This window comes from Truepera radiovictrix DSM 17093 (assembly GCF_000092425.1).
GTDB lineage: Bacteria > Deinococcota > Deinococci > Deinococcales > Trueperaceae > Truepera > Truepera radiovictrix.
In genome coordinates, this window is sequence record NC_014221.1 from 2,948,755 (window position 1) to 2,970,863 (window position 22,109).

Genomic DNA, 22,109 nt, shown 5'->3' on the forward strand with positions numbered 1-22,109 from the left:
CGCAGAACCCAACGGGGTAGAATCGGTGACGACCCAGCTCGGGCGGTTAGCTCAGCGGGAGAGCACTCGCTTCACACGCGAGGGGTCACTGGTTCAATCCCAGTACCGCCCACCAATCAGGGACGCAGACAGCCCGGCGTAAAGACCGGGCTGTCTGCTGCTTAACACCCTCGCTTTCAACCTCAAACTACCCATAGACTTCACTCCCCATCAGGCCGGAGTGCTGCCGGTCGAACGTCACCACCTGTAAACCGAGCCGCACCGCCATAGCCGCTAGGGTAGCGTCGGTCAGCGAGATGCGCTGACTTTCAAAACGCTTCAAGCTCGACAACGCCGCCTCGCCGTCCGCCGCTCCTGGATAATGCACCGGCGCACGCTCCTTGAGGGTCAAAATGCGCCCGCGCGCCCGCGCCGCGTCGCCGCGGCTAAGCATCAGCCGGTGCGTCTCTAGCAGCGCGGGGTAGGCGAGAAACACCGGCACGGCGTCGGCTTCGAGGCGACCGAAGAGGTCGCGCGCCGCGGCGTGATACAGGACCCAAGAAACGAAAAGCCCTATGAACCGTCTGGAGAAGCCCATCGCGCCCCTTTTAGCCTCCTAGCCGGTTCGCTCACCCATTGCTCGAGCCAACGCCTTCGAGTCGCTCCGGACTCGAGCGACCTCGAGCTCATTACTCCAATCAAGTGCTTGCACGCGCTCTTTCGGTGGCGAACGGGGTTATGTCGATTTTTGGTAACCTTGCAAACACCTAGGAGGCGTTGGGGAAGTGGACGTCACGGCGAGCCTAACAGACCAGCGGGTAAACGATCCGCTCTGGCCCGAAGCCGTTCGTATCATCAGAATCAGCAAGCTGGGCGCGCGCTTTGAAGTGCTGGCCGAAGGGCTGCAGACACAGAGCCTACATAAGCGCCTCTTAGACGGCGCGCACTTGGAGCGCCTCGCCGCGGGCTTGGGCCAGCGCATCACCTTCCAGGCCGATCCTGAGCTCTATGCGTTGGGGGTGGAAGCGCAGCGGATCCGGCTGGGCCACACCTTCGACCCCTTTTTCGCGGTCTCCACCAGCCGCATCGATCCGCTGCCGCACCAGCTCGAGGCCGTCTACGGCACCCTGCTGCAGAAGCCCCGCATCCGCTTCCTCTTGGCCGACGACCCCGGCGCAGGCAAGACGGTGATGGCTGGCCTGCTCCTCAAGGAGCTGAAGTACCGCGGCTTAGTCGAGCGGGTGCTTATCGTGACGCCCGCCAACCTCACCGACCAGTGGCGGCGGGAGATAAAGGACAAGTTCGGCGAGCGCTTCGAGGTCATGAACCGCAACACCGTCACCGCGCTCTACGACGAGAACCCCTGGGCGGCCAGGCCGATGGCGATAACCAGCGTGGACTTCGCCAAGCATGAAGCCTACTTGCAGAGCTTAGAGCACACCACTTGGGACTTGGTCATCGTGGACGAAGCACACAAGCTCTCCGCCACCCGCTACGGCCACGACGTCAAGAAGTCCATGCGCTACCGGCTCGGTGAGGTTTTGGCGCAGACCAGCACCCACCTGCTTTTCCTCACCGCCACCCCGCACCAAGGTGACGACGAAAAGTTCCGCCTGCTCCTAGACCTTTTAGAGCCCGACCTCTTCGCCACCAGGGCTCTTCTGGAGGAAGCGGCGCAGGAGGGCGAGAACCCGATCCTGTTACGGCGCCTCAAAGAGGACATGACGGACTTCGAGGGCAAGCCGCTCTTCCCGCCAAGGTACGTGCACACGCCAGAGTTTCGCCTCACGCCGAGCGAGCGGCAGCTTTACGAACGGGTCACGGACTACGTCACAAAACACTTCAAGCGCGCCTGGACGGAAGGCAAGCGCAACATCGGCCTCACCATGACCGTCTTACAGCGCCGTCTGGCTTCGTCTACCTACGCCATCGCTTCCTCGCTGGACAGGCGTTACCGCCGCCTCCTGACCCTACGGGACGAGGTGAGCCGCGTCCACACCGACCCGCTCTGGAACCTTACCGACGAGGAGCTCGAGGACCTGCCCGAAGAGGAACGCTGGGAACTCGAGAACGCCCTAGCCGAGCGCCTGACGTTAGCGGATAACCTGCCCGACCTGGAGCGGGAGATTCGGGAGCTAAAGGAACTAAGCGAAACGGCCACGCTGCTGGCGCGGCTGGAGCAAGACCGCAAGCTCACGGAGCTACAGAAGATTCTGCAGAGCCTACCCAATGGCGAGAAGCTCCTTATCTTCACCGAGCACAAGGACACGCTGACCTTCATCATGCGGGTGCTGGGAAAGCGAGGTTACACTGCTACCTCCATCGACGGCTCCATGAGATTGGAGGAGCGTATCGCCGCCGAGCGGGCGTTCAGGGACAGCTGCCGCGTGATGGTGGCGACCGAAGCGGCGGGCGAGGGCATCAACCTGCAGTTCTGTTCGGTGATGGTCAACTACGACATCCCCTGGAACCCAACGCGCCTAGAGCAGCGCATGGGCCGCGTTCACCGCTACGGACAGCGGTACGACGTGCGCATCTACAACCTGGTGGCTCAGGGTACGCGCGAAGGCGACGTGCTGGGCCGCCTCTTGACCAAGCTAGAGGCCATGCGCGAGCAACTCGGCTCGGACCGGGTCTACGACGTGGTGGGCGAACTCCTGCGGGATGTGAACTTAGAGAGACTCATCGCCGACCACCTGCTGGGCCGCAAGTCCTTAGCGGAGATTCAGGCGATGGTGGAAGCGCGCTTAAGCCCGGAGCGGGTAGCGCACATCAAGGACATCACCTTGGAGGCGCTCGCTAAGCGGGAGCTCGACCTCTCTAGGCTTAGGGAGCAGAAGCGCGACTCGGAGGTACACCGCCTGCAGCCGGAGTACATCGACCGCTTCTTCCGCCAGGCTTTCACCCGCCTTGGTGGGGTGATTGAGAGGCGGCAGGATGGCCTCTTGCGCCTGCGCGTGCCTTACGAGCTGAGGCAAGCGTGCGAGGGCGTGCAGAGCGAGTACCTGCGGGCTACTTTCAACCCCAAGGACGCAACGGACGCGGAGTTCATCGCACCAGGGCATGCCCTTTTCGACGCGGTGCTCGAGCGCACCCTCAAGGACGCCACCCCCGCCATGCAGCAGGGTGCTGCTTTTGCCCTACCCCAAGCCGCGGTGCCTGGGCTCCTCGCTCACTTCGAGCTGACGGTCCGGGACGGCACGGGCGCGGTGGTGTCCAAGCGGCTGGCAGCCTGCTTGGAGGGCGCAGAACTAAGGACGGTGCCTGCGCGCGTGCTGGTGGACGCCGCACCAGGGGAAGCCCCAGAGGACGCTACCGGCGCGGACGAGGCCAAGGAGCGCCTGCGTGACTGGGTGCACGACCACCTGCTGGACGGCTACCTGAGCGAAGTCACCGAGTCACGCTTGCGTGAGGTGGGCATCCGCCGCAAGTACGGCACCAGGAGCCTGCAGCATCTCCTTCGTGAGTCCACCCGCAAGCTCACCCAGTACAAGGTGAAGCAGCGCAGTGGAGAGGACATGGCGCTCGCCACCTTGCAGGAGGAGCGGCGGCAAACACAGCTCAAGGAGCGGCTAACCAGCTTGGAGGCGCGGCTGTCCCAGGAGGAGAATCTGAACCCTGAGCCTGCCGAGCTTCTGGCGCTCGCCTACGTGCATCCCCCAGCGGCCCTAGACGCGGTAGATGAGGATGACCCGCAGGTGCGCCGCCAGGTGGAGCTGGCCGCCATGAGAGTTGCGCTGGACTACGAGCGGCAGCGGGGACAGGAACCGCAGGACGTGAGCGCCGAAAACGTTGGTTACGACATCGAATCCCCCGACCGTGCCATCGAGGTCAAAGGACGGGCTGGCACTGGGGCGGTGGTGCTTACGCCCAACGAATGGATCGTGGCGGGACGGCTTGAGGACCTCTACTATCTCTACATCGTCACCGACGCGCTCTCTAGCCCCAAACTGCACATTGTCCGTGACCCCGTGAACAACCTCTCTGCGGTGGAGGAGGTTGGGGTAGTCAGGCTCCTGGTGCCGCAGGCGTCATGGCGGGCGGTGGCAGAAGAAATCTAAAGCTGCTAAGATGGTCATAGAGATGACCATAACCCCAACTCTACCCCCTAAAGAGGGTAGGGAGAAAGAGCAACCATGCTAGAAGTCACCGTGGCGGAAGCCAAAGCCAAACTGAGCGAAATCATCAAGCGCGTCGAAGAAGGCGAGCAGGTCACCATCACCCGCAGGGGAAAACCCGTGGCGCGCCTCAGCGCCACCCAAGCACCCAAAAAGCCTTTGCCTTCACGCGCCGAATTTCGGGAAAAGCACGGCAACATCAAGACGAGTGCCGTTGAAGACCTTATTGCGATGCGTGAAGAGTACCGCTACTAGAAGCCATCTCAAAAACCCTTGGCGGGCTTTGCACGACGAGGTACTAGGCCCGCTAGGGCCGGGCTCGTGCCCGTACTAGGGAGCTGGGCGAGTAAGATAAAACGCTCAGAGTCTGAAAAGCCATTTTTGAGATGAGTTCTAGGTGATTTACCTCGACACGAGCTTCTTGATTCCCTACTACCTCAAAGAGAGCAGCAGCAAAGCCGTAGAGCTTGTGCTTCAAGCCGCCCCCGTAGGAAGCCTCGCCGTCAGCACCTGGACGCGGGTCGAGTTCATCAGCACCGTTGCGCGCAAGGTTCGCATGAAAGAGCTCACGAAAGGGAACGCTACCGCTCACGCGCAAGCCCTCGAGCACGACCTGCAAGACGGTTTTCAACTACTCCCTTGCACCACCGCCGATTTCGAGCTCTCTGGACAACTGCTCCTCTTAGACCCCGCGCTGGGTCTGCGTGGGCCTGACGCCCTGCACTTAGCCCTGGCTCGCAGGCACGAAGCGCAAATCTACAGCCTGGACAAGACCCTCATTCACGCCGCCACCGCCCTGGGCATTCCCGCGACTGACGCCAACATCTCAGGAGAAGCATGACCAAGCGCCTCATCGAACACCGCCTACCCTTGGCGGAAGTCTCCGTGGAGTCCGCTCGAGAAAAGAGCATCCGGCACGGGCACATTTCTACCTTGCACATCTGGTGGGCGCGCCGCCCCTTGGCGGCCAGCCGCGCCGCCGTTTTCGCCACGCTGGTACCCGACTCGGAGGAGAACTACGAGCTGGTGAAGAAGATCGTGCCGTGGGAGGCGGTCAAAGACGGGAACAACGCAGCTATCCTAAAGGCCCGCCGGAAGGTCTTGGAGGCTAACGGCGGTAAGCCGCCCAAGGTGCTCGACCCCTTCGCGGGTGGTGGAGCCATTCCTCTGGAGGCTCTGCGCCTGGGCTGCGAGACCTACGCGTTGGACCTCAACCCCGTCGCGCATATCATCCAGCGGGCGACCCTGGAATACCCCCAGAAGTTCGGCCAGCCCAACTCGCGCCCTGTTCCCGATTATATCCTCTCCCCCCCTCCCCCTCTCCTTGAAGGAGAGGGGGTGAAGGGGGTGAGGTCGTACATCCGCGACTTGGCCCGCGAGTTACGCCAGCGCGCCACCGACGCTGAAAGCCTACTGTGGCAAGCCCTGCGAAACCGCCAGCTCGAGCAGGCCAAATTTCGCCGTCAGCACCCCATCGGGCGCTATATTTGCGACTTCTACTGCCACGAAGCCAGACTCGTCATCGAACTTGACGGCAGCATTCATGATGAACCCAAGCAAGCCGAGTACGACCGAGTCCGCGAAGCCGAGCTTAAAGCTCAAGGCTACACGATACTCAGGTTTCGCAACCGAGAGGTGCTGGAAAACACCGAGGAGGTGCTGGGGCGCATCGCTGACACCCTAGCTGCCGGTCGTTGGAAACAAGGGGGTCTAGGATTCAACGAGGATTCCGAGCGCGTAACGGCCTACAAGAAGAACCCATTAGCAGCAGAGGTGCGCTACTGGGGCGAATGGGTGCTCGAGCGCGCCAGAAGCGAGCTGGCAGAGTTCTACCCGGCAGACCCCGACGGCAAGACGCCCATAGCCTACCTGTGGGCCAGGACCGTCACCTGCATCAACCCAGCCTGCCGCGCCGAGGTGCCGCTGGTCAGGCAGTGGTGGCTTGCCAAGAAGCCAGGCAAGCGCTTAGCCCTCTCCCCACAACCCCCTCTCCCCTCGGGAGAGGGGGCGAAGGGGGTGAGGGTCTCCTTCAAGGTCGTTGAAGTCGGCAGCAAAGAAACGTGGCCAGACGAGGGCACCATTACACGGGGCAATGCGGTTTGTCCTGTATGTAGTACGGTGATTCCTAGCCGAACAACTCAGGAGCAGGCCAGGCAGAACAAGTGGGGACAGCGGCTTCTCGCTGTGGTTCTATCATCCTCGACGAGTAGCGGCAAGAGCTATCGCGCAGCGACAGATGATGACTTATGTATTTTTGAACAGGCAGCCGCCAAGCTAGAGGCGCTAAAGCAGGAAATGACCTTTGACGGTCTGCCTATTATTCCCGAAGAACCCATACCCTATGAACCAAGAGCCTTCACACCCTGCATCTACGGCTTTGACAAGTGGGGCGAACTCTTCAACCCCCGCCAAGCCCTCTCGCTCGTCACCTTCGCCAAGTGGGTACGCGAAGCCCACGCGGAGATGCAGCGGCAGGGGATGGATGAGGAATGGGCTCGAGGGGTAGCGACGTATTTGGGTATACTTGCTGACCGCCTTGCCGATAGAGCTTCAACGGTTTGCCGTTGGGACAATACAGGTGAATCCATCATGAATACTTTTGCTCGCCAAGCTTTGCCGATGGTATGGGACTTTGTTGAAGTCAATCCAATGAGTGAGCAAACTGGGGGTTGGTTGGGAGCAATTGATTGGGTGCTCAGAGTTGTCGAACATTCTGCCCAATCATCTTCTTGCCCTGCAAATGTACTCCGAGGCTCTGCCACTCGCATTCCCTTAGAGGACAACTCCCTCGACGCCATCATCACCGACCCACCCTACTACGACGCCGTACCCTACGCTGACCTCTCCGACTTTTTTTATGTCTGGCTAAAGCGAACCATTGGGCACTTGTACCCAGCAGACTTTCGCACGCCACTTACGCCAAAAGCGCAGGAAGCGGTGCAGAACCCGGTGCGGCATGGTGGCGACAACAGCAAGGCCAAAGTCTTTTTCGAGGACATGATGGCGCAAGCCTTTAAGGAGATGTACCGCGTGCTTAAACCCAAGGGGCAGGCGACGATTGTCTTTGCCCACAAGTCCACCGATGCGTGGGAGACGCTGATTAACGCGCTCATCAAGGCGGGCTTCACGGTGGAGGCATCATGGCCGCTACATACGGAGATGGCGACGCGGCTGCGGGCTAGGGGCTCAGCGGCCCTAGCCTCGTCCACCTTCCTCAACTGCTCTAAGCGCAGCTTTTCTCCCTCTCCTGGGGGAGAGGGCCGGGGTGAGGGGCCAATTGGTTACTTCAACCAGGTGCGCAGGGAGATGCAGGCAGCCATCCGCCCGCAGCTCAAGGAGTTCTGGGACGCGGGCATTCGCGGCGCGGACTTTTTCATGTCGGCCATCGGGCCAGGCCTAGAGTCCTACAGCCGTTACGACGAGGTTAGGCGGGCCAGCGGCGAGCCGGTCAGTGTGGGCGAGTTTCTGGACGAGGTGCGCAAGATCGTCATGGAGTTCGCGCTGCAACAGGTTCTCTCCCCCTTCGCTCCCTCTCCCGGGGGGAGAGGGGATTGGGGGGTGAGGGTAGATGAGCCCTCGCAGTTCACACTCTTGACGCTCTGGGCCTACGGCTACGAGCTGCCTTCGGACGAGGCGCGCAAGTTGGCGCAATCGAGCGGCATCGAGCTGAGGGAGCTGAGCGACATGGGCCTGGTGAGCGTAAGGGGCGAGAAGGCCAACCTGCTCACCGCCAGGGAGCGGCTGAGAAAAGACGACGCTCTGGGCCAGCCCACCCTGAAAGCGCCGCAGGTGCCCATCGTGGACGCCATGCACCGCGCGCTCACGCTCTTGCCCGCGGGCCGCCAGGCGATTTCGGACTACTTGGAGGTCGTGAAGTACCGCAAGTCCGAGAGCTTCTGGCGTACCACCCAGGCCTTCGCGGAGGTGCTGGGCGACGAGGAGAGCGAGGGGCGGGCGCTGGACGAACTGCTGACCCTGCGCGACAACCTGCCGGAGCCCACGCAGAGCGCGCAGCAGGGGCTCTTCACCTCATGACCCTTTGCTGCATACGCAGCTTATGCGCCACTGTTATGCGCTACGATAGGCATGGAGGCTTAAGATGCGCGTGACGGTAAATGTTCCCGATGACATCGGCAAGACTGCCGAGCAGGTCGCTAAGCAAGCGGGCAAGTCGGTGTCGGCGCTCTACGCCGAAGCGATCGAGGCGCACGTCAAGGCGCTCAGGCGCAAGCAGGCGATAGAAGCCATCAACAGCCTTATCGGCAAGACCTACGTCGTACCGGACTTTGATGAGCAGCTAAAGAAAATGCGGCGCGAGTCGGACAGGGACTTTGAGTGATTGGGCTGGATACAGGGGTGTTCATCCGTCTCCTCAAAGAGGATAAGGGGGCGCTCGAGCTTTGGGACGAGGTCACGGCTGGACCGCAAGAGGAGGCCCTGGTTTCTTGCATCACGCTTTACGAGCTACAACGCAGCGGCCTTCGCGGGCTTACCGAAGGAGAGAAGACGGATCGGTTTTTAGACGCGCTGCCACAGGTCTGCAGCATCTTGTGGCTACGTGACGCTGAATCGATGCGGCGCGCGACGCGGCTTGCTCACGGCAACGGCCTAGCGATGGCCGACGCCCTGATTTTGTTTTCACTCATCGAAGCGGGCGCTGAGGTCATTTACACCACCGACAGCGATTTTGAAGCGTACAAGGCAGGCCCGCGCATCGTGAGGCTATAGGGGGAGAATGACAACGGACTACGACCGCGTCGGCCAGGCGCTCAAGCTCTACGCGGACAGCGTGCGCGCCTACACGCTGCGCAAGCTCAAGGGTCACTACGGTTCGGGCAGGGCGTGGCTCGAGGCCTACCTCGGCTCGTTCAAGTCCGAGAGCCGTCGCCAGAACGCCATCGCAAACCTGAAGAACCAGCAGGCGCCGGAGGACGTCTTCGACATCGTACACGTCAAGGACTTGCTCTTAGCCAACCAAGACGTGTTCCGGGATGACTTTAAACGCTCCTTGCAAAAAGCGGCGACCTGGGCCGACGAGATCGTGGAGGTGCGCCACAAGTACGCACACCAACAGGATATCCCCGCCGAAGACGTGACGCGCGCGCTCGACTCCATGGCCCGCATCCTCATCTCCATCGGCGCGGACGAGCACGCGCAGGCCATCAAGAACCTGCGGGACAACGCGCCGCCCCAAGCCAGCCCCAGCACGCAGCTCGCCCCTTGGTGGCAGCACGCCGAGCCGCACGAGGACATCAAAAAGGGTGGCTTTGACGAGAGCACCTTCGCCGCCAAGCTCGACGACGTGGTAGCGGGCAAGGCGCCCCCGGAGTACGGGCGGGCCGAGGAGTTCCTCCGCAAGACCTACCTGACCCGCGAGCTTCGCAGCCTCCTGGTGGACACGCTAAAGCGCCTCGCGGGAACGGGCGGCGAGGCGGTGGTGCAGCTGCGCACGCCCTTCGGGGGCGGCAAGACCCACACCCTGATCGCGCTTTACCACCTCGTCAAGAGTGCGGCGGACATCGAAGGCATGTCGGACATCCAGACGCTGCTCAGGGAAGCTGGGCTAGATCACGTGCCGCACGCGCGCTGCGCGGTGGTGGTTGGCACGGACGTGAGCGTAGAACCCCGGGAAGCCGAAGCGGGCGTCACCGTCCACACGCTTTGGGGTGAGATCGCCTACCAGCTCGGCGGCAGGGCAGGCTATGAGGTCGTGAGGGCCAGCGACGAGAGCCGCATCAGCCCCAGCAAGGACACCCTGAGGACCCTTATTGGCAAGTACAGCAGGGTGCTCATTCTGCTGGACGAGCTGCTCGTTTACCAGGTGCGCGCCAGCGCGGTGGTGGTGGGGGACAGCAACCTGCAGGCGCAGACCTTCGCGTTTCTGCAGTCGCTGACCGAAGTGGTGAGCTCGTCGAAAGGTACCGCTCTGGTGACGACTTTCCCCGAGTCACACCTGGAGTACTACGACCACGAGAGGGCACAAAGCGTCTTTGACACCCTCGGCAAAATTCTGGGCCGCGTGGAGGCCACGCGCGTGCCGGTGCAAGGTGAGGAGATCTTCGAGGTAGTGCGGCGCCGCCTCTTCCGCAGGATCGACGAGGCGCAGGCTAGAGGGGTGGTAGCGGCCTACCAGGGGCTCTACGAAAACTACCGCGACGACCTGCCCACGGACGTGCGCAGCCAGGATTACGGCAGGCGCATGCTGCGCGCCTACCCCTTCCACCCCGAGCTTATCGACGTGCTCTACGAGCGTTGGGGCACCATGCAGACCTTCCAGAAAACGCGGGGCGTGCTGCGGCTCTTGGCGCGCGTCATCGAGTACGGTTATATGTCCCCCGCCGCCAGACCCCTCATTGGTCTCGGCGACGTGGGGTTGGAGGACCCGCAGCTCAGAGCGACCGTCATGCAGATCCTGAGGGGCGGCAACTGGGATCCCGTGCTGGCCTCGGACATCGTCCCCAGCGATGGCAAGGCCTACCTGACCGACAAGGAGCGCGGCGGGGAGTATGCGAGACACCGGCTCTGCCAGACGACGGCGACGGCCATCTTCATGTACTCACACTCCGGCGGCGGGGAGAAGGGCGTGACCGAGCCGCGCCTGCGCCTGGCGCTCGTCCAGCCCGACGGCATCTCCCCGACCTTGCTAAGCGACGCGCTCTCCCGCTTGCGGGGGCGGCTCTACTACCTTTACGGCAACGGCAGCTGGGTCTTTCGGGTACAAGCCAACCTCAACGCGGTCTTGACCGACCGCATGGGGCAAGTGAAACCCAACGCTGTCGAGGAACGGCTGAAGGACGCGGTGAGCGCTCGCGCGGGCGGCGTCCCGTTCATCAAACCCATCGTCTGGCCGGAGGAAACCCGCGATATTCCAGACAACGCGCAGCTCAAGCTAGTGGTGTTCTCACCGCAGCAGCCCGCTGACGACAAGGAGAGCCTCGAGCGCGCTACCTTCGTCTTCCAGAACACGCACGCTTCCAGCCCGCGCGTCAACAAGAACACCGTCCTCTACCTCGCGGGCAGCAGCAGTGATTTCGGCAGGGCGCGTGCCCTCGTCCGTGAGCTGCTAGCGCTAGAGGAGATCAGCGCCGACCGCGGCTTGGAGCTGTCGCCAGACCAGCGGCTTGACCTCACCGAGCGTCTAGGCAAGACCCGTGAGCGCTTACCCGAAGCGGCCAAAGCCTGCTACACCCGTCTTTACGAGCCCCTGGACGCAAGCTCCCAGAAGTTTCGGGTGCACGACGTGAGCGCGCAGGTCAAGACGGCCCGCAGCCTCGTGGACGCGGTGGTGGAGACGCTGCGCTCGCAGGACCGGTTGCTGGCCGCACTAGACCCTGCGCTGCTCGCCACCGGTCCCTACGACCTCTGGCCTGCGGATGTGGAGACGGTCAGGTTGCGTGACCTGCGCGACTACTTCCTGCGCCTCCCACACCTTCCCTACTTAGAAAACGAGGACGTGCTCAGAAACGCCCTCGTCAAAGGTGTAAGAGATGGTCTTTTCGAGATCGCCCTCAAGCGGGACGACAGCACCCCGCGGGTGTGGCGGCGTACCAACCCGCCCGCAGCCAACGACTTCTTTTTCGCCGACCACTACCTGCTCGCCCGGCCCGGGGTGCTGCACGAACCGGAAGTCAGCAAGCCTGGTGGCGAAGTAAAGCCGCCCATCGCCCCAGCCGACCCAGCCCCGCCTTCCAGCAGGGATGGCACCGGCCCTGCCGCGGTCAGCAAGAACAAGACGCACGTGCGGCTCAGCTTCAACGACCTTAGCATCAGCGACCTGCCCAAGCTTGTGGACGTGGCCTACGCGCTCGAGGATGCCAAGGGTAAAGTCAGTGTCGAGGTGCGCCTGAGCGCCGAGAATCCTGCCGGTTTGGATGAGAGCCTGCTGGAGCTGAACGTCCGGGAGCTGCTGGCGCAGCAGGGACTACGGGCCGACTGGGAGGACTAAGGGCGACGCACCGCACTAAACCACCCCCCCTTACGAACGCGCCGAGCACCCTTCTCGCTCTGGCTGTCAGCGCGTCACCGCCGCACACAGAGCGGGGCACTGACCCGTCGAGCGCACCTCGCCGACGAATGGGGACAGGGCGTGGCGGGCCGAGGATCTTCACAAAGTGTGACACGAAGTGGGCGCTGCACACGCGAGAGGTCACGGGTTCACGCTCAGTACCGTCCACCAGCCAGGGAGGCGCGCGATACCGGGAGGCTCGTCGCCCCTGCACTGGGCCCGCCCCTAAGCGGCCAACAGCGCCGCGAGCAGCGCGACGCGCTCGAGGGTCTCGCGCACGCGGATGTGCTCGTGGCGCGCGTGCGGTCCGCCACCGACGGCACCGAGCCCGTCGAGCGTCGGCAGCCCCATCGCCGAGGTGAAGTTGCCGTCCGAGGCGCCCCCCACGACGGCGCCCTCGAGCGCCACCCCGAAGCCGGAGGCGTAGCTTTTGGCCTCCTCGAAGAGCGCCAGGTTCGCCGCGGTGGGCTCCATCGGCGGGCGGTTTAAGCCCCCCTCGACGATGACCTGCACCCTCGCGTCGGCGGGGCGGTAGCCCTCAACGGCTTGGATCACGCGCTCGGCCTCGCCCAAGCGGAGCACGCGAAAGTCCACCGTGGCCCGCGCCCGCTCCGCGATGACGTTCGCCGCCGTCCCCCCTTGGGCGACCGTTAGGTTGACGCTGGTGTCCGCCTCGGGGTCCGCGAGCGCCTCGACGAAGAGGAGGAAGTGGGCGAGCTCTCGCAGCGCCGAGGCGCCGAGTTCGGGGTGGTTGCCCGCATGGGCGCTTTTGCCGACGAAGGTGAGGAAAAAGTCGCCCACCCCCTTGCGCCCGACTTTGAGCGCGCCGTCGTCGCGGCCGGGCTCGAGCACAAACACGCGGTCGTGCTCGCGGGCGAGCGTCTCGATGAGCTCGCGCGAGTGCGGGCTGCCGATCTCCTCGTCGGAGGTAATAAGGAGCGTCACGGGGCCGCGCAGCGCCACCCCGCTCTCCTCGAGCAAGCACACCGCCTCGGTGGCGGTGGCGATCCCCGCTTTCATGTCGAGGATGCCGGGGCCGTAGACGCGGTCACCCTCGCGGCGAAAGGGGGTCTCAGCGAGGGTCCCTTGGGGCCAGACGGTGTCCGCGTGCGCTAGGAGCAGCGTCCGTGGCCCCGCTGCCTCCTCGTCCCACCCCTTGCGGGCGACCACGACGTCCCCGACCGCCTCGCGCGGCAGGCGCTCGGTCTCCCAAGCGTGCCCCACCAGCGTCGCCTCGAGGTGGGTCATCAGGAGGTCGACGAGGGCCTTGTCGTGCGTCGGCGATTCAAAGCGCACGAGCGCCTCGAGGGTGGCCAAGTAGCGGTGCTCACGCCGCAAGGCCGCGGTCTGCAGAGCTGGGCTGATGCGCGCTAGGGTCATGGGCGCTACTGTACCACCCGCACCCCGCGACGCAGCGAGCGCTTTTCGCGTCGGGGGGCTACCCTGACCCTTTGGCCCGCAGCAGCTCCTGCCAGAGCGTCTCGGCGAGCACGCGCACGGTCGGCTCCTGCGTCGTGCGGGCGTACGAGTAGCCTAGGCGCAGGTCGCGCAGCGCCGCCGAGGGCCCTTCGGCAGCTTTGGGGTGCGCGCGCGCTAGCTGGTAGCGCGCGAGGTAGACGCGCGCTAGGAGCACGTCGCGCTCGCGCTGCGGTTTGACCGCGTGCAGGTCGCGCAGCGCGGCGGCGTAGGCGGCCATCGCCTCGCGGCGCGCGCCCGCTTCGGCGTGCGCTTGCCCCCGCTTAAAGTGCATGGCCGCGCTGTAGAGCAGTTCGCGCACGGTTCCCCTCTCGCCCCACCCACCCCTCCAGCAAAGGCTGGAGGGGTCAACATGTCAAGCCGAGTATACCCACTGGACCCTAGGTGGTGCCGACTACACCTCGGCGTCCCGCGCGGCTAAGCGCTCACGCGCCGCCTCGTGCGCGCGCCGCGAGATGGGGTAGCGCCACACCAGCGGCAGCGCCAGCAGGAACACGAAGGCCGCCGTGCCGCCCACCGTCCAGCTCACCCCGGCGAGCGCCGAGGGGGGCTGGACGCTCTCGCCCGCGCGGTAGCCGAGCGCCCCCAACATGAACCCGTTGAGCGCGGCCGCGAGCGCGAACGCGAGCTTTTGCGCAAAGGTGAAGCCGGCGTAGAGGAGCCCGTCGCGCCGCTCACGGGCCGCGCCGCGCGCCAGGGCGTCGAACTCGAGGACGTCGGGCAGCATCGCCCAGGGAAAGAGCAGCACCGCCCCGACCCCCACGCCGACGACCACAGTGCCGAGAAGCAGCGCCGCCGAGAGCGCTCCCGCGGGGCTCATGAGCACGAGCGCGGGCAAGCTCACGGCGAGCAGCGCGAGGCCGACGCTCAGCGCGCCGCGCTTGCCCAGGCGGCTCGAGAGCCGCGTCCAGAGGGGGACGCTAAGCGCCGCGACGACGAACAGCAGCCCCAAGAGCCCCGTCTGCACGGCCGGGGGCAGCTGCAGGCGGCTCGCCAGGAAAAAGGGCAGGATAGACGAGAGCGTCCCGAGCCCGAGCGTCAGGGTCGCGAAGAGGGCGAGCACCGGGAGGTAGCCGTGGGCGGCGGCGAGCGACCGGAGCGCCCCCTCGCGCCGCGCTGCCGGAACCGCCGCACGCCCCCCGGGCCGCGCGGGTTCGCGCACCGCGAGCGCCGTCGCCGCGTACGCGAGGCTCATCAGCGCGCCGAAAAGGAGCCCCATGGCGCGCCACCCGAAGGCCGCCCCCTCGGGCAGGCCGCGCCACGCGTTAAACTGCGCGGCGAGCAGCGGGGGCGCGGCCGCCGCCACGAGGGAGGCGAAGGTGGCGAACACCACGCGGTAACCGCTCAGCACCGTGCGGCTCTCGTAGTCGGGGGCGAGCTCCGGGGTCATCGCCAGGTAGGGCACCTGCACAAAGGTGTAGACGAGCGTGTGCAGCAAGAGCGCCGCCGCGGCGAGCGCGAGGAGCGCCCCCTGGTGCTCTAGCGCAGGGAGCGCCCAGAGGAGGGCGAAGGTGAGGCCAAAGGGCAGCGCGCCGCGCGCGATAAAGGGCGTGCGCGTACCGCGCCGCGCGCGCACGCGGTCGCTCCACACGCCCATGAGTGGGTCGGTCACGGCGTCAAAAACGCGCCCCAGCAGGAGCACGGCGCCGGCGAGCTCCGGGCGCAGCCGCGCGACCTCGACGAGGAAGAAGAGGAGAAAAAAGTTGATGGCGTTGTACGAGAGCGACGCCCCGACCTCCGCGACGCCGTAACCGAGGGCGAGGCGGCGGGGCAGTGGGGTGGGCATAAGGCATCTTAAAGGTCCCGCATCATCCGCTCGAGGCGCCCGCGCGTTATGATGCGCAGCGGCCCGGGCTCTTATGACCACGCTCCAACGCTTTCGCACCTCGCTCGCAACCCTCCTTGGCCCCCGCGGCGGCGCCAAACAGGGCGCCCTCTGGACGCTTTTGATGCGGGTCGTCTCGACCGGCCTGGGTTTTGCCACCAGCGTCTTGTTGGCGCGGCTTTTAGGCGTGAGCGGCTACGGCGTCTACGCTTTCGTCTTCGCTTGGGTCAACCTGCTCGCCATCCCGACCGCGCTCGGGATGGACAAGCTGATGGTCCGCGAGGTCGCCGTCTTTCGCGCTCGAGGCGCGTGGGGGGCGCTGCACGGCTTTGTGCGCTGGGGCAACCTGGCGGTGCTGGCGGCCTCACTGGGCGTCGCGGCGCTCGCGGCGGGCGTCGGTTGGGTCGTGCTGGCGCCGCGCGACGGGCTCCGACTGGCGTTCGTGCTGGCGCTCGCGTCGCTCCCCTTGACGACCCTGACGAGCTTGCGGCAGGCGGCCATGCGCGGCTTTAACCACATCGTTAGCGGGCAGTGGCCCGAGCTGCTCCTGCGGCCGGTGCTCATCATCGCCTTTAGCCTGCTTGCGTGGTTCGCGCTGCCCCGCTTCGGGCTCCCTTTTAACGCGGTGTGGGCGACCCTAGCAGCGTTCGCGGCGACGGCGGTGGCCTTCGGGGTCGGCGCGCTGCTGCTCGTCAGGGTGCTGCGCGACGAAACCGAGAGCGCCCCGCCGAGCGCCGAACCGGGGCGCTGGCTGCGGCGCGCGCTGCCCTTTATGGTTATTAGCGGGATGTACGTGCTTAACGCCCGCACCGACGTGGTGATGCTCGGGATGCTGGCTGACACCGACGCCGTCGGGCTCTACACCCCCGCGACGCGCGGCGCCGAACTCATCTCGTTCGTGCTTTTAGCGGTCAACACGGCGCTCTCACCGACGCTGGCGCGCCTGTTCGCCGAGGGCAAACGCGCGCAGCTCGAGGCCGCGACCGCCCGCAGCACGCGCCTGATTACCCTCGCGACGCTGCCGCTGGCGCTCGGCATGGTGCTCTTGGGCGGGGTTTTTCTGCGGCTCTTCGGCCCCGAGTTCGTCGCCGCGCGCACCGCACTGGTGATTTTGAGCGCCGGGCAGCTGATCAACGCCGCTACGGGCACCGTCGGCACGCTTCTCAACATGACCGGTTTCGAGCGCGACACGGCGCTGGCGGTGGGTTTAAGCGCCACTCTCAACATCCTGCTCAACGCGCTCCTCATCCCCCCCTTCGGGATCAACGGCGCGGCGGCCGCGACCGCTTTGAGCACGCTTACCTGGAACGCGCTGCTGGCCACTTTTGTCTACCGGCGCCTGGGCTTCTACGCGCTCCTCGGCGTCCTCACCTTACGCCGGGCTCGGCACGCGAGCGAACGCTAACGCGCCCGCGCCCCCCGAAGCGCCACCCCCGAGTACCCTGTATACTGGAGTACATCCAGGGTTGGGGGTGTCGGCCGCTGACGCCGTGACTGGTAGCGGCGCGCCGGAGCCGGTTGCTTGACGTGCAGCTCGTCCGGCGCGTTCGCCACCGATTCACCGGGGGGCGAGCTGCCGCGGGCGCTCGTGTCGACGCTGACATCAAGGAGCATAAGCATCGAGGTGCGCTCACATCCAACCACGCTTTCGCCCCGCGGCTCCAACCCCGTACGCGCGCACGCGGCGCCCCTTCGAGACCGGCTGCGCACGCGCCTCTACGCGCTACGGTTCTCCGCCGAAGTGTGGGCCGCAGGCCGCCGCAAGGACGTCGCGCCGCGGTACCCGGACTTTCTCGGCATCGGCACCCCGCGCTCGGCGACGACCTGGCTCCACCTGCGGCTCGCCGCCCACCCGGGGGTCTTTTTGCCCGCCCGTAAAGAGCTGCACTTTTTTAACGAACCCCGCCCCCACACCCCCTGCCGCTTCTCCGGCGCGACCTGGACGCGCCCCCTCTACTTCGACCTGGAGAACCCCGCGCACTGGCGCTGGTACGCGGCGCAGTTCGCGGGGGCGGGCGAGCGCCGCTGCGGCGAGATCACCCCGGACTACGCCACCTTGTCGCGCGAGCGCGTCGGCGAGGTTCTCCGGCACCTACCCGAGGTCAAGGTCATCCTCAACATCCGCAACCCCATCGCGCGGGCCTGGTCGGGGCTGCGCTACTCGTGGCGGCGGCACATCGGGCGCTACACCGATCGGCAGCTCGGCGAAAGGCTCCGGGAGGAGCTCACAGACGCGCTCATCGCAGCAGCCCTGCACCCCGAAAGGCTCCTGCGCGGCGACTACCCGCGGACGATAGGGAACTGGGAGGCGCACGTGCCGCCCGAGAGGCTGCTCTACCTCTTCTACGACGACATCGCCCGCGACCCCGGCGCCGAACTGCGGCGCGTCGCCGACTTTTTGGAGCTCGACCCCGCCGGACTCCCGCCGAGCGCCGCGGACACCAGCCCCGTCAACGACGCCCCCGCCACCGACATGCCGGACGCGGTGAAAGAGCGCCTCGTAGCGTACTACGCCCCCCACATCCGCTGGCTAGAGGCCCACTTCGGGCGCGACTTGAGCGCCTGGCTCGAGCTGTGACCGGGGCGCGCACCCCTCACCCACGCGCCACCTACCACGCAGGCATGCGCGGCGGGGTACGCTTAGCGGGATGCGCGCCAAGCGCCCTAGGACCTCGCCATGACCCATACCGCCACCCACCCCCCAGCCGAGACCGGCGACACCCGCCCCGAGACCACCGCACAGGCCCCGACGCGCGACACGCGGCCGAACTTTTTCATCGTCGGCGCCCCCAAGTGCGGCACCACCGCCATGAACGACTTTCTGGCGCAGCACCCCGACATCTTCATCCCAGAGACCAAGGAGGTGCACTTTTTCGGCCGCGACCTCCACTTCTCCAAGGGCGCCCTGCGCGACCCGGAGGCGTACGCGGCGCTCTTCGAGGGCGCCACCCAACCGCTGCGCGGCGAGGCGTCGGTGTGGTACCTCTTCTCCAAAACGGCCGCCGAGGAGATCCACACCTACAACCCCGACGCCAAGATCATCATCATGCTGCGCCACCCCGCCGACATGCTCTACTCGCAGCACTCGCAGTTTCTCTTTAACGGCAACGAGGACATCGAGGACTTTGCGGCGGCGCTCGCCGCCGAAAGCGACCGCAAAGCGGGGCGGCGCGTCCCCAAGAGCGCACACCTCCCCGAAGGGCTCCTCTACTCGGAGACGGTGCGTTACGCCGAGCAGGTAGCGCGCTACTTCGCGCGCTTCGGCCGCGAACGGGTGCACGTCATCCTCTACGACGACTTCCGCACCGACCTACCCGGCACCTACCGCCAAACCCTGCAGTTTTTGGGGGTGCGCGACGACTTTACCCCCGCGTTCGGGGTGGTCAACCCCAACAAACGCGCCCGCTCGAAGCTGCTGCGCGAGTTTGTGCAGGCGCCCCCCGAGAGCGTCAAACGGCTTTCGCGCCTTCTCTTCCCCCGCCCCTTTCGCCAACGGGTGATGAAAGGGCTCGACCGGCTCAACGTCCGCTACGAAGCCCGCCCCCCCCTCGACCCCGAGCTACGCGAGCTGTTGACGCGGCGCTTCGAGCCAGAGGTCAGGGCGCTCGAGGACCTCCTCGGCCGCCCGCTGCCCTGGCACCCGTCGGCCCCGGACACCGCCGGACGCGCCTCCCAATGAGCCGCCCTAACCTCTTTCTGGTCGGCGCGCCCAAGTGCGGCACCTCGGCGCTGCACGGCTTTCTGGCGCAGCACCCGGACGTGTGGATGTCCGAACCCAAAGAGCCGCACTTTTTCTGCACCGACGTCGACGCCCCCTTCGCCATCCGCGACCCCGAGCGCTACGAGGGGCTCTTCGCGGGGGCGCGCGCGCGCGTCGTCGGGGAGTCGTCGGCGACCTACCTCATCTCCAAGGTCGCCGCGCATCGCATCCGCGAGCGCTACCCAGAGGCGCGGATCATCGCCATCGTGCGCAACCCCCTGGAGATGCTCCCCTCGCTGCACTCGCAAAAGCGCGTCAACGGCACCGAACCCTACGCGACGTTCGAGGCGGCGTGGGCAGCCGAGGCGCGGCGCAGAAGGGGGCTCGAGCCGGCGCTGGGCGCGTTTCCCTTCTACGAGGACGCGGCGCGCTACAGCGAGCAGCTGGAGCGGTTTTTCACCGCGTTCCCCCGCGAGCAGCTCCACGTCATCGTCTTCGACGACTTTAAACGCGACCTGCCGGGGGTCTGGGAGCGCGTGCTGGCGTTTTTAGAGCTCGCGCCCTTTACCCCTAACTTCAAGGTCGTCAACCGCAACAAACGCATCCGCAGCCGCGCGCTGCACAAGGTGTTGCAACCTGACTCGGCGCTGCACCGCCTCCCCAAACCCTTGAGCACGGTGCTCTACAAGGGGCTCGACCGGCTCAACTCGGCGCACGAACGGCGCGCGCCGCTCCCCCCCGAGCTGCAGCAGGAGCTGCGGGCGCGCTTCGAACCCGAGGTCGCGCGGCTCAGCGCGCTGCTAGGGCGCGACCTGTCGCACTGGCTGGCGTGATGGCGCGCGTGACGACGCGCAGCGCGCGTGGGGGCGCCCCGTGAGGGTCACCTTCGTGCTGCCCGGTTCGGGGCACCTGCCGGTGGGCGGCTTCAAGGTGGTCTACGAGTACGCGGGCCGCCTCGCCGCGCGCGGCCACCAGGTTCGGGTGGTGCACGTCGCGCAACCCGACCTGGAGGCGCCACTCCTGGCGGCCCTCAAGGCGCGCGCCCGCTACGCGCAGAGGCGGCTGCAGCGGAGCTACCTGCCGCGGTGGTTCGCCCTCCATCCGGCCGTCGAGGTGCTCTGGCGCGCCACCCCGGACGCGCGCGGCGTCCCCGACGGCGACGCGGTCATCGCCACCGCCTGGCAGACCGCCGAGTGGGTCGCGCGCTACCCCGCCGCCAAGGGGCGCGGCTTCTACCTCATCCAGCACTACGAGACGTGGAGCGGCCCGCGAGCGCGCGTCGACGCCACCTTCCGGCTGCCGCTGCGCAAACTCGCCATCGCGCGCTGGCTCCAGCGGGTCGTCGCCGACGCCGTCGGTCCCGACGGCGAGGGCGCGGCGTACCTACCCAACGGCCTCGACCTGGACGCGTTTGGCCTCGATAGCCCCATCGAGGGGCGCGAGCCGCGCGCCATGATGCTCTTTCACACGGCCGCGTGGAAGGGTTCCGGCGACGGCCTGCGGGCGCTCGAGCGCGTCCGCGCCGAGCTGCCCGAGCTGCGCGCGACGCTCTTCGGCGTGCCCGCACCGCCACCAGGCCTCCCCGCGTGGGTCCGCTACGTGCAGACCCCCCCTCCGGAGGTGCTGCGCGGTCTCTACAACGAGAGCGCCGTCTTCTTGGCGACCTCGTGGACCGAGGGGTGGGGGCTGCCGGGGTGCGAGGCGCTCCTCTGCGGCTGCGCCCTCGCCGCGACCGAGGTCGGCGGGCACCTCGAGTACGCCCGTCACGGCGAGACCGCCCTCCTAAGCCCCCCCAAGGATCCGGGGGCGCTCGCCCGCAACGTCCTCACCCTGTTGCAGAACCCGCCGCTGCGCGTCACGTTGGCGCGCCAGGGGCACCGCTACGTGCAGCGCTTTTCGTGGGAGCGGGCGGTCGCGCGGCTCGAGGCGCTCTTAAGCGGCGGAGAGCTCTCAGCCCAACCGGATAGCTGACCCACCATCGCCCCCCCGCCCACCTGCTAAGCTCGGCGTCATGAAAACCACCCTCCTCCTGCTCGCCGCCCTGTTCGCCCTAACCGCCTGTGAACCCGATGCGCAGCGCGCCCAAGACGCCGGCCAAGCCGTGGAGAACGCCCTCGAGAACGCCGGCTAGTCGCTCCAGAACGCCACCGAGAGGGCTGGACAGACGGTCGAAGAGGCGGTCGAAGGGGCCGAGGACGCCGCGCGGGGCGCCGCGCAGAGCGTCCAAGACGTGACGCGGCAACCTGAGGATCCGAACCGAGAGCCGACTGAAGGCCGCGCTGACGACTGAGCGAAGCGGTGCTCACAAAAAACGGCCCGCTCGAGCGGGCCGTTTTCCGTTGCGAGGTGCGCCGGTGCTAGGCGACCTCCTCGCGCAGCTGCGGGTTGAGGATGTAAAACGACAACCGCTTGAGCCCCGCCAAAAAGTCCACGGGCTCGACGTGGATCTCTTTGGGGACGTCGATCACGGTTGGCGCGAAGTTGAGGATGCCTTTGACGCCCGCGCGCACGAGCGCGTCGGCGGCGTCTTGGGCGGCCTCGTGCGGCACGGTGATAAAGCCGATGTCGATCCCCTTCTCGCGCACCACGCGGGGAAGCTCGTCGACGTGCTGCACGGTGAGCCCGGCGACCTCGCGGCCGACCTTGTGGGGGTCGATGTCAAAGGCGCCCTTAAGCAGAAAGTCGTAAGCGCCGAAGTTCGGGTAGTGCGCGATCGCCTCACCGAGCCGCCCCATCCCGACGATAGCGGCGCTCCACGAGCGCGTCAGCCCCAAGATGCGCCGCAGCTCGCGGCGCAGCGTCGGCACGGTGTAACCCGCGCCGCGCGTGCCGAAGCGCCCGAAGTAGGCGAGGTCTTTGCGCACCTGAAAGGCGGAGACCTGTGCCTCGTCGGCGAGGTGCTCCGACGAGGTCTTTTTGATCCCCTGCGCCTCGAGCTGCGTCAAGATGCGCAGGTAGGTCACGAGGCGGCTGATCGTGGCGGTAGGTACGGTGGACATGGGGCGT

Annotated in this window: 17 protein-coding genes and 1 tRNA gene; 13 read left to right on the forward strand and 5 right to left on the reverse strand. The window is 66.2% G+C overall.

All coding sequences use genetic code 11. The annotated features are described in order from the left end of the window. Window positions 1-40: 40 nt before the first annotated feature. Window positions 41-115 (forward strand) — tRNA-Val (locus tag TRAD_RS13520). Window positions 116-187: 72 nt separating this feature from the next. On the opposite strand, the gene TRAD_RS13525 is transcribed toward TRAD_RS13520, so the two are convergent. After that, window positions 188-577 (reverse strand): type II toxin-antitoxin system VapC family toxin, encoded by a 390-nt coding sequence (locus TRAD_RS13525; protein ID WP_013179173.1) that lies wholly within the window; start codon window positions 575-577, stop codon window positions 188-190. Between the two features lie 187 nt (window positions 578-764). Between TRAD_RS13525 and TRAD_RS13530 the strand changes: the two genes are divergently transcribed. The 7 genes from TRAD_RS13530 (at window position 765) to TRAD_RS13560 (ending at window position 12,042) form a co-directional block, all read left to right on the forward strand. After that, window positions 765-4,040, forward strand: coding sequence for a helicase-related protein (locus TRAD_RS13530; RefSeq protein ID WP_013179174.1), 3,276 nt, complete (start codon window positions 765-767; stop codon window positions 4,038-4,040). Between the two features lie 75 nt (window positions 4,041-4,115). Beyond that, entirely contained in the window at window positions 4,116-4,352 is a 237-nt protein-coding gene (locus TRAD_RS13535) for a type II toxin-antitoxin system Phd/YefM family antitoxin (RefSeq protein ID WP_013179175.1), read from the forward strand. Between the two features lie 142 nt (window positions 4,353-4,494). Next, a complete protein-coding gene (locus TRAD_RS13540; RefSeq protein ID WP_013179176.1) occupies window positions 4,495-4,938 on the forward strand; it encodes a type II toxin-antitoxin system VapC family toxin in 444 nt (147 codons plus the stop codon). Further along, the gene (locus TRAD_RS16440) at window positions 4,935-8,132 is read left to right on the forward strand and encodes a DUF559 domain-containing protein (protein WP_013179177.1); all 3,198 of its coding nucleotides are present in this window, start codon (window positions 4,935-4,937) and stop codon (window positions 8,130-8,132) included. Before TRAD_RS13540 ends, TRAD_RS16440 begins: the two co-directional genes overlap by 4 nt. A 70-nt stretch (window positions 8,133-8,202) precedes the next feature. Next, entirely contained in the window at window positions 8,203-8,436 is a 234-nt protein-coding gene (locus tag TRAD_RS13550; protein WP_148221261.1) for a hypothetical protein, read from the forward strand. 17 nt (window positions 8,437-8,453) lie between these two features. Beyond that, window positions 8,454-8,825: a type II toxin-antitoxin system VapC family toxin gene (locus TRAD_RS13555; RefSeq protein WP_049773133.1), complete on the forward strand. Its 372-nt coding sequence runs from the start codon at window positions 8,454-8,456 to the stop codon at window positions 8,823-8,825. A gap of 7 nt (window positions 8,826-8,832) precedes the next feature. Next, a complete protein-coding gene (locus tag TRAD_RS13560; protein ID WP_013179180.1) occupies window positions 8,833-12,042 on the forward strand; it encodes a DUF499 domain-containing protein in 3,210 nt (1,069 codons plus the stop codon). Between the two features lie 285 nt (window positions 12,043-12,327). Here TRAD_RS13560 and TRAD_RS13565 read toward each other — a convergent pair whose 3' ends face one another. The 3 genes from TRAD_RS13565 to TRAD_RS13575 form a co-directional block, all read right to left on the reverse strand. Continuing rightward, a complete protein-coding gene (locus TRAD_RS13565; RefSeq protein WP_013179181.1) occupies window positions 12,328-13,482 on the reverse strand; it encodes a M20 family metallopeptidase in 1,155 nt (384 codons plus the stop codon). A gap of 58 nt (window positions 13,483-13,540) precedes the next feature. Then, window positions 13,541-13,879, reverse strand: a complete 339-nt coding sequence (locus tag TRAD_RS13570) for a hypothetical protein (protein ID WP_013179182.1) — start codon at window positions 13,877-13,879, stop codon at window positions 13,541-13,543. Between the two features lie 93 nt (window positions 13,880-13,972). Then, on the reverse strand, window positions 13,973-15,364 hold the full coding sequence (locus TRAD_RS13575) for an MFS transporter (protein ID WP_013179183.1): 1,392 nt from the start codon (window positions 15,362-15,364) through the stop codon (window positions 13,973-13,975). 73 nt (window positions 15,365-15,437) lie between these two features. Between TRAD_RS13575 and TRAD_RS13580 the strand changes: the two genes are divergently transcribed. The 5 genes from TRAD_RS13580 (at window position 15,438) to TRAD_RS13600 (ending at window position 21,074) form a co-directional block, all read left to right on the forward strand. Then, window positions 15,438-16,808, forward strand: a complete 1,371-nt coding sequence (locus TRAD_RS13580) for a flippase (protein ID WP_013179184.1) — start codon at window positions 15,438-15,440, stop codon at window positions 16,806-16,808. 219 nt (window positions 16,809-17,027) lie between these two features. Then, on the forward strand, window positions 17,028-17,981 hold the full coding sequence (locus tag TRAD_RS13585) for a sulfotransferase family protein (RefSeq protein WP_185095178.1): 954 nt from the start codon (window positions 17,028-17,030) through the stop codon (window positions 17,979-17,981). 99 nt (window positions 17,982-18,080) lie between these two features. Next, a complete protein-coding gene (locus TRAD_RS15455) occupies window positions 18,081-19,082 on the forward strand; it encodes a sulfotransferase family protein (protein WP_013179186.1) in 1,002 nt (333 codons plus the stop codon). Beyond that, window positions 19,079-19,936: a sulfotransferase family protein gene (locus TRAD_RS13595; protein ID WP_013179187.1), complete on the forward strand. Its 858-nt coding sequence runs from the start codon at window positions 19,079-19,081 to the stop codon at window positions 19,934-19,936. Before TRAD_RS15455 ends, TRAD_RS13595 begins: the two co-directional genes overlap by 4 nt. 40 nt (window positions 19,937-19,976) lie before the next feature. Continuing rightward, window positions 19,977-21,074 carry a glycosyltransferase family 4 protein gene (locus TRAD_RS13600; protein WP_049773134.1) on the forward strand — a complete coding sequence of 366 codons (1,098 nt, stop codon included), beginning with the start codon at window positions 19,977-19,979 and terminating at the stop codon, window positions 21,072-21,074. A gap of 386 nt (window positions 21,075-21,460) precedes the next feature. Here TRAD_RS13600 and TRAD_RS13605 read toward each other — a convergent pair whose 3' ends face one another. After that, the gene (locus TRAD_RS13605) at window positions 21,461-22,102 is read right to left on the reverse strand and encodes a redox-sensing transcriptional repressor Rex (RefSeq protein WP_013179190.1); all 642 of its coding nucleotides are present in this window, start codon (window positions 22,100-22,102) and stop codon (window positions 21,461-21,463) included. Window positions 22,103-22,109 lie beyond the last annotated feature (7 nt).

Bases quoted from the DNA above. Each gene is read 5' to 3' on its own strand.
- TRAD_RS15455 (WP_013179186.1), top strand. From the start codon at position 18,081: ATGACCCATACCGCCACCCACCCCCCAGCCGAGACCGGCGACACCCGC.
- TRAD_RS13560 (WP_013179180.1), top strand. From the start codon at position 8,833: ATGACAACGGACTACGACCGCGTCGGCCAGGCGCTCAAGCTCTACGCG.
- TRAD_RS13535 (WP_013179175.1), top strand. From the start codon at position 4,116: ATGCTAGAAGTCACCGTGGCGGAAGCCAAAGCCAAACTGAGCGAAATC.
- TRAD_RS13565 (WP_013179181.1), bottom strand. From the start codon at position 13,482: ATGACCCTAGCGCGCATCAGCCCAGCTCTGCAGACCGCGGCCTTGCGG.
- TRAD_RS13575 (WP_013179183.1), bottom strand. From the start codon at position 15,364: ATGCCCACCCCACTGCCCCGCCGCCTCGCCCTCGGTTACGGCGTCGCG.
- TRAD_RS16440 (WP_013179177.1), top strand. From the start codon at position 4,935: ATGACCAAGCGCCTCATCGAACACCGCCTACCCTTGGCGGAAGTCTCC.
- TRAD_RS13605 (WP_013179190.1), bottom strand. From the start codon at position 22,102: ATGTCCACCGTACCTACCGCCACGATCAGCCGCCTCGTGACCTACCTG.
- TRAD_RS13525 (WP_013179173.1), bottom strand. From the start codon at position 577: ATGGGCTTCTCCAGACGGTTCATAGGGCTTTTCGTTTCTTGGGTCCTG.
- TRAD_RS13595 (WP_013179187.1), top strand. From the start codon at position 19,079: ATGAGCCGCCCTAACCTCTTTCTGGTCGGCGCGCCCAAGTGCGGCACC.
- TRAD_RS13580 (WP_013179184.1), top strand. From the start codon at position 15,438: ATGACCACGCTCCAACGCTTTCGCACCTCGCTCGCAACCCTCCTTGGC.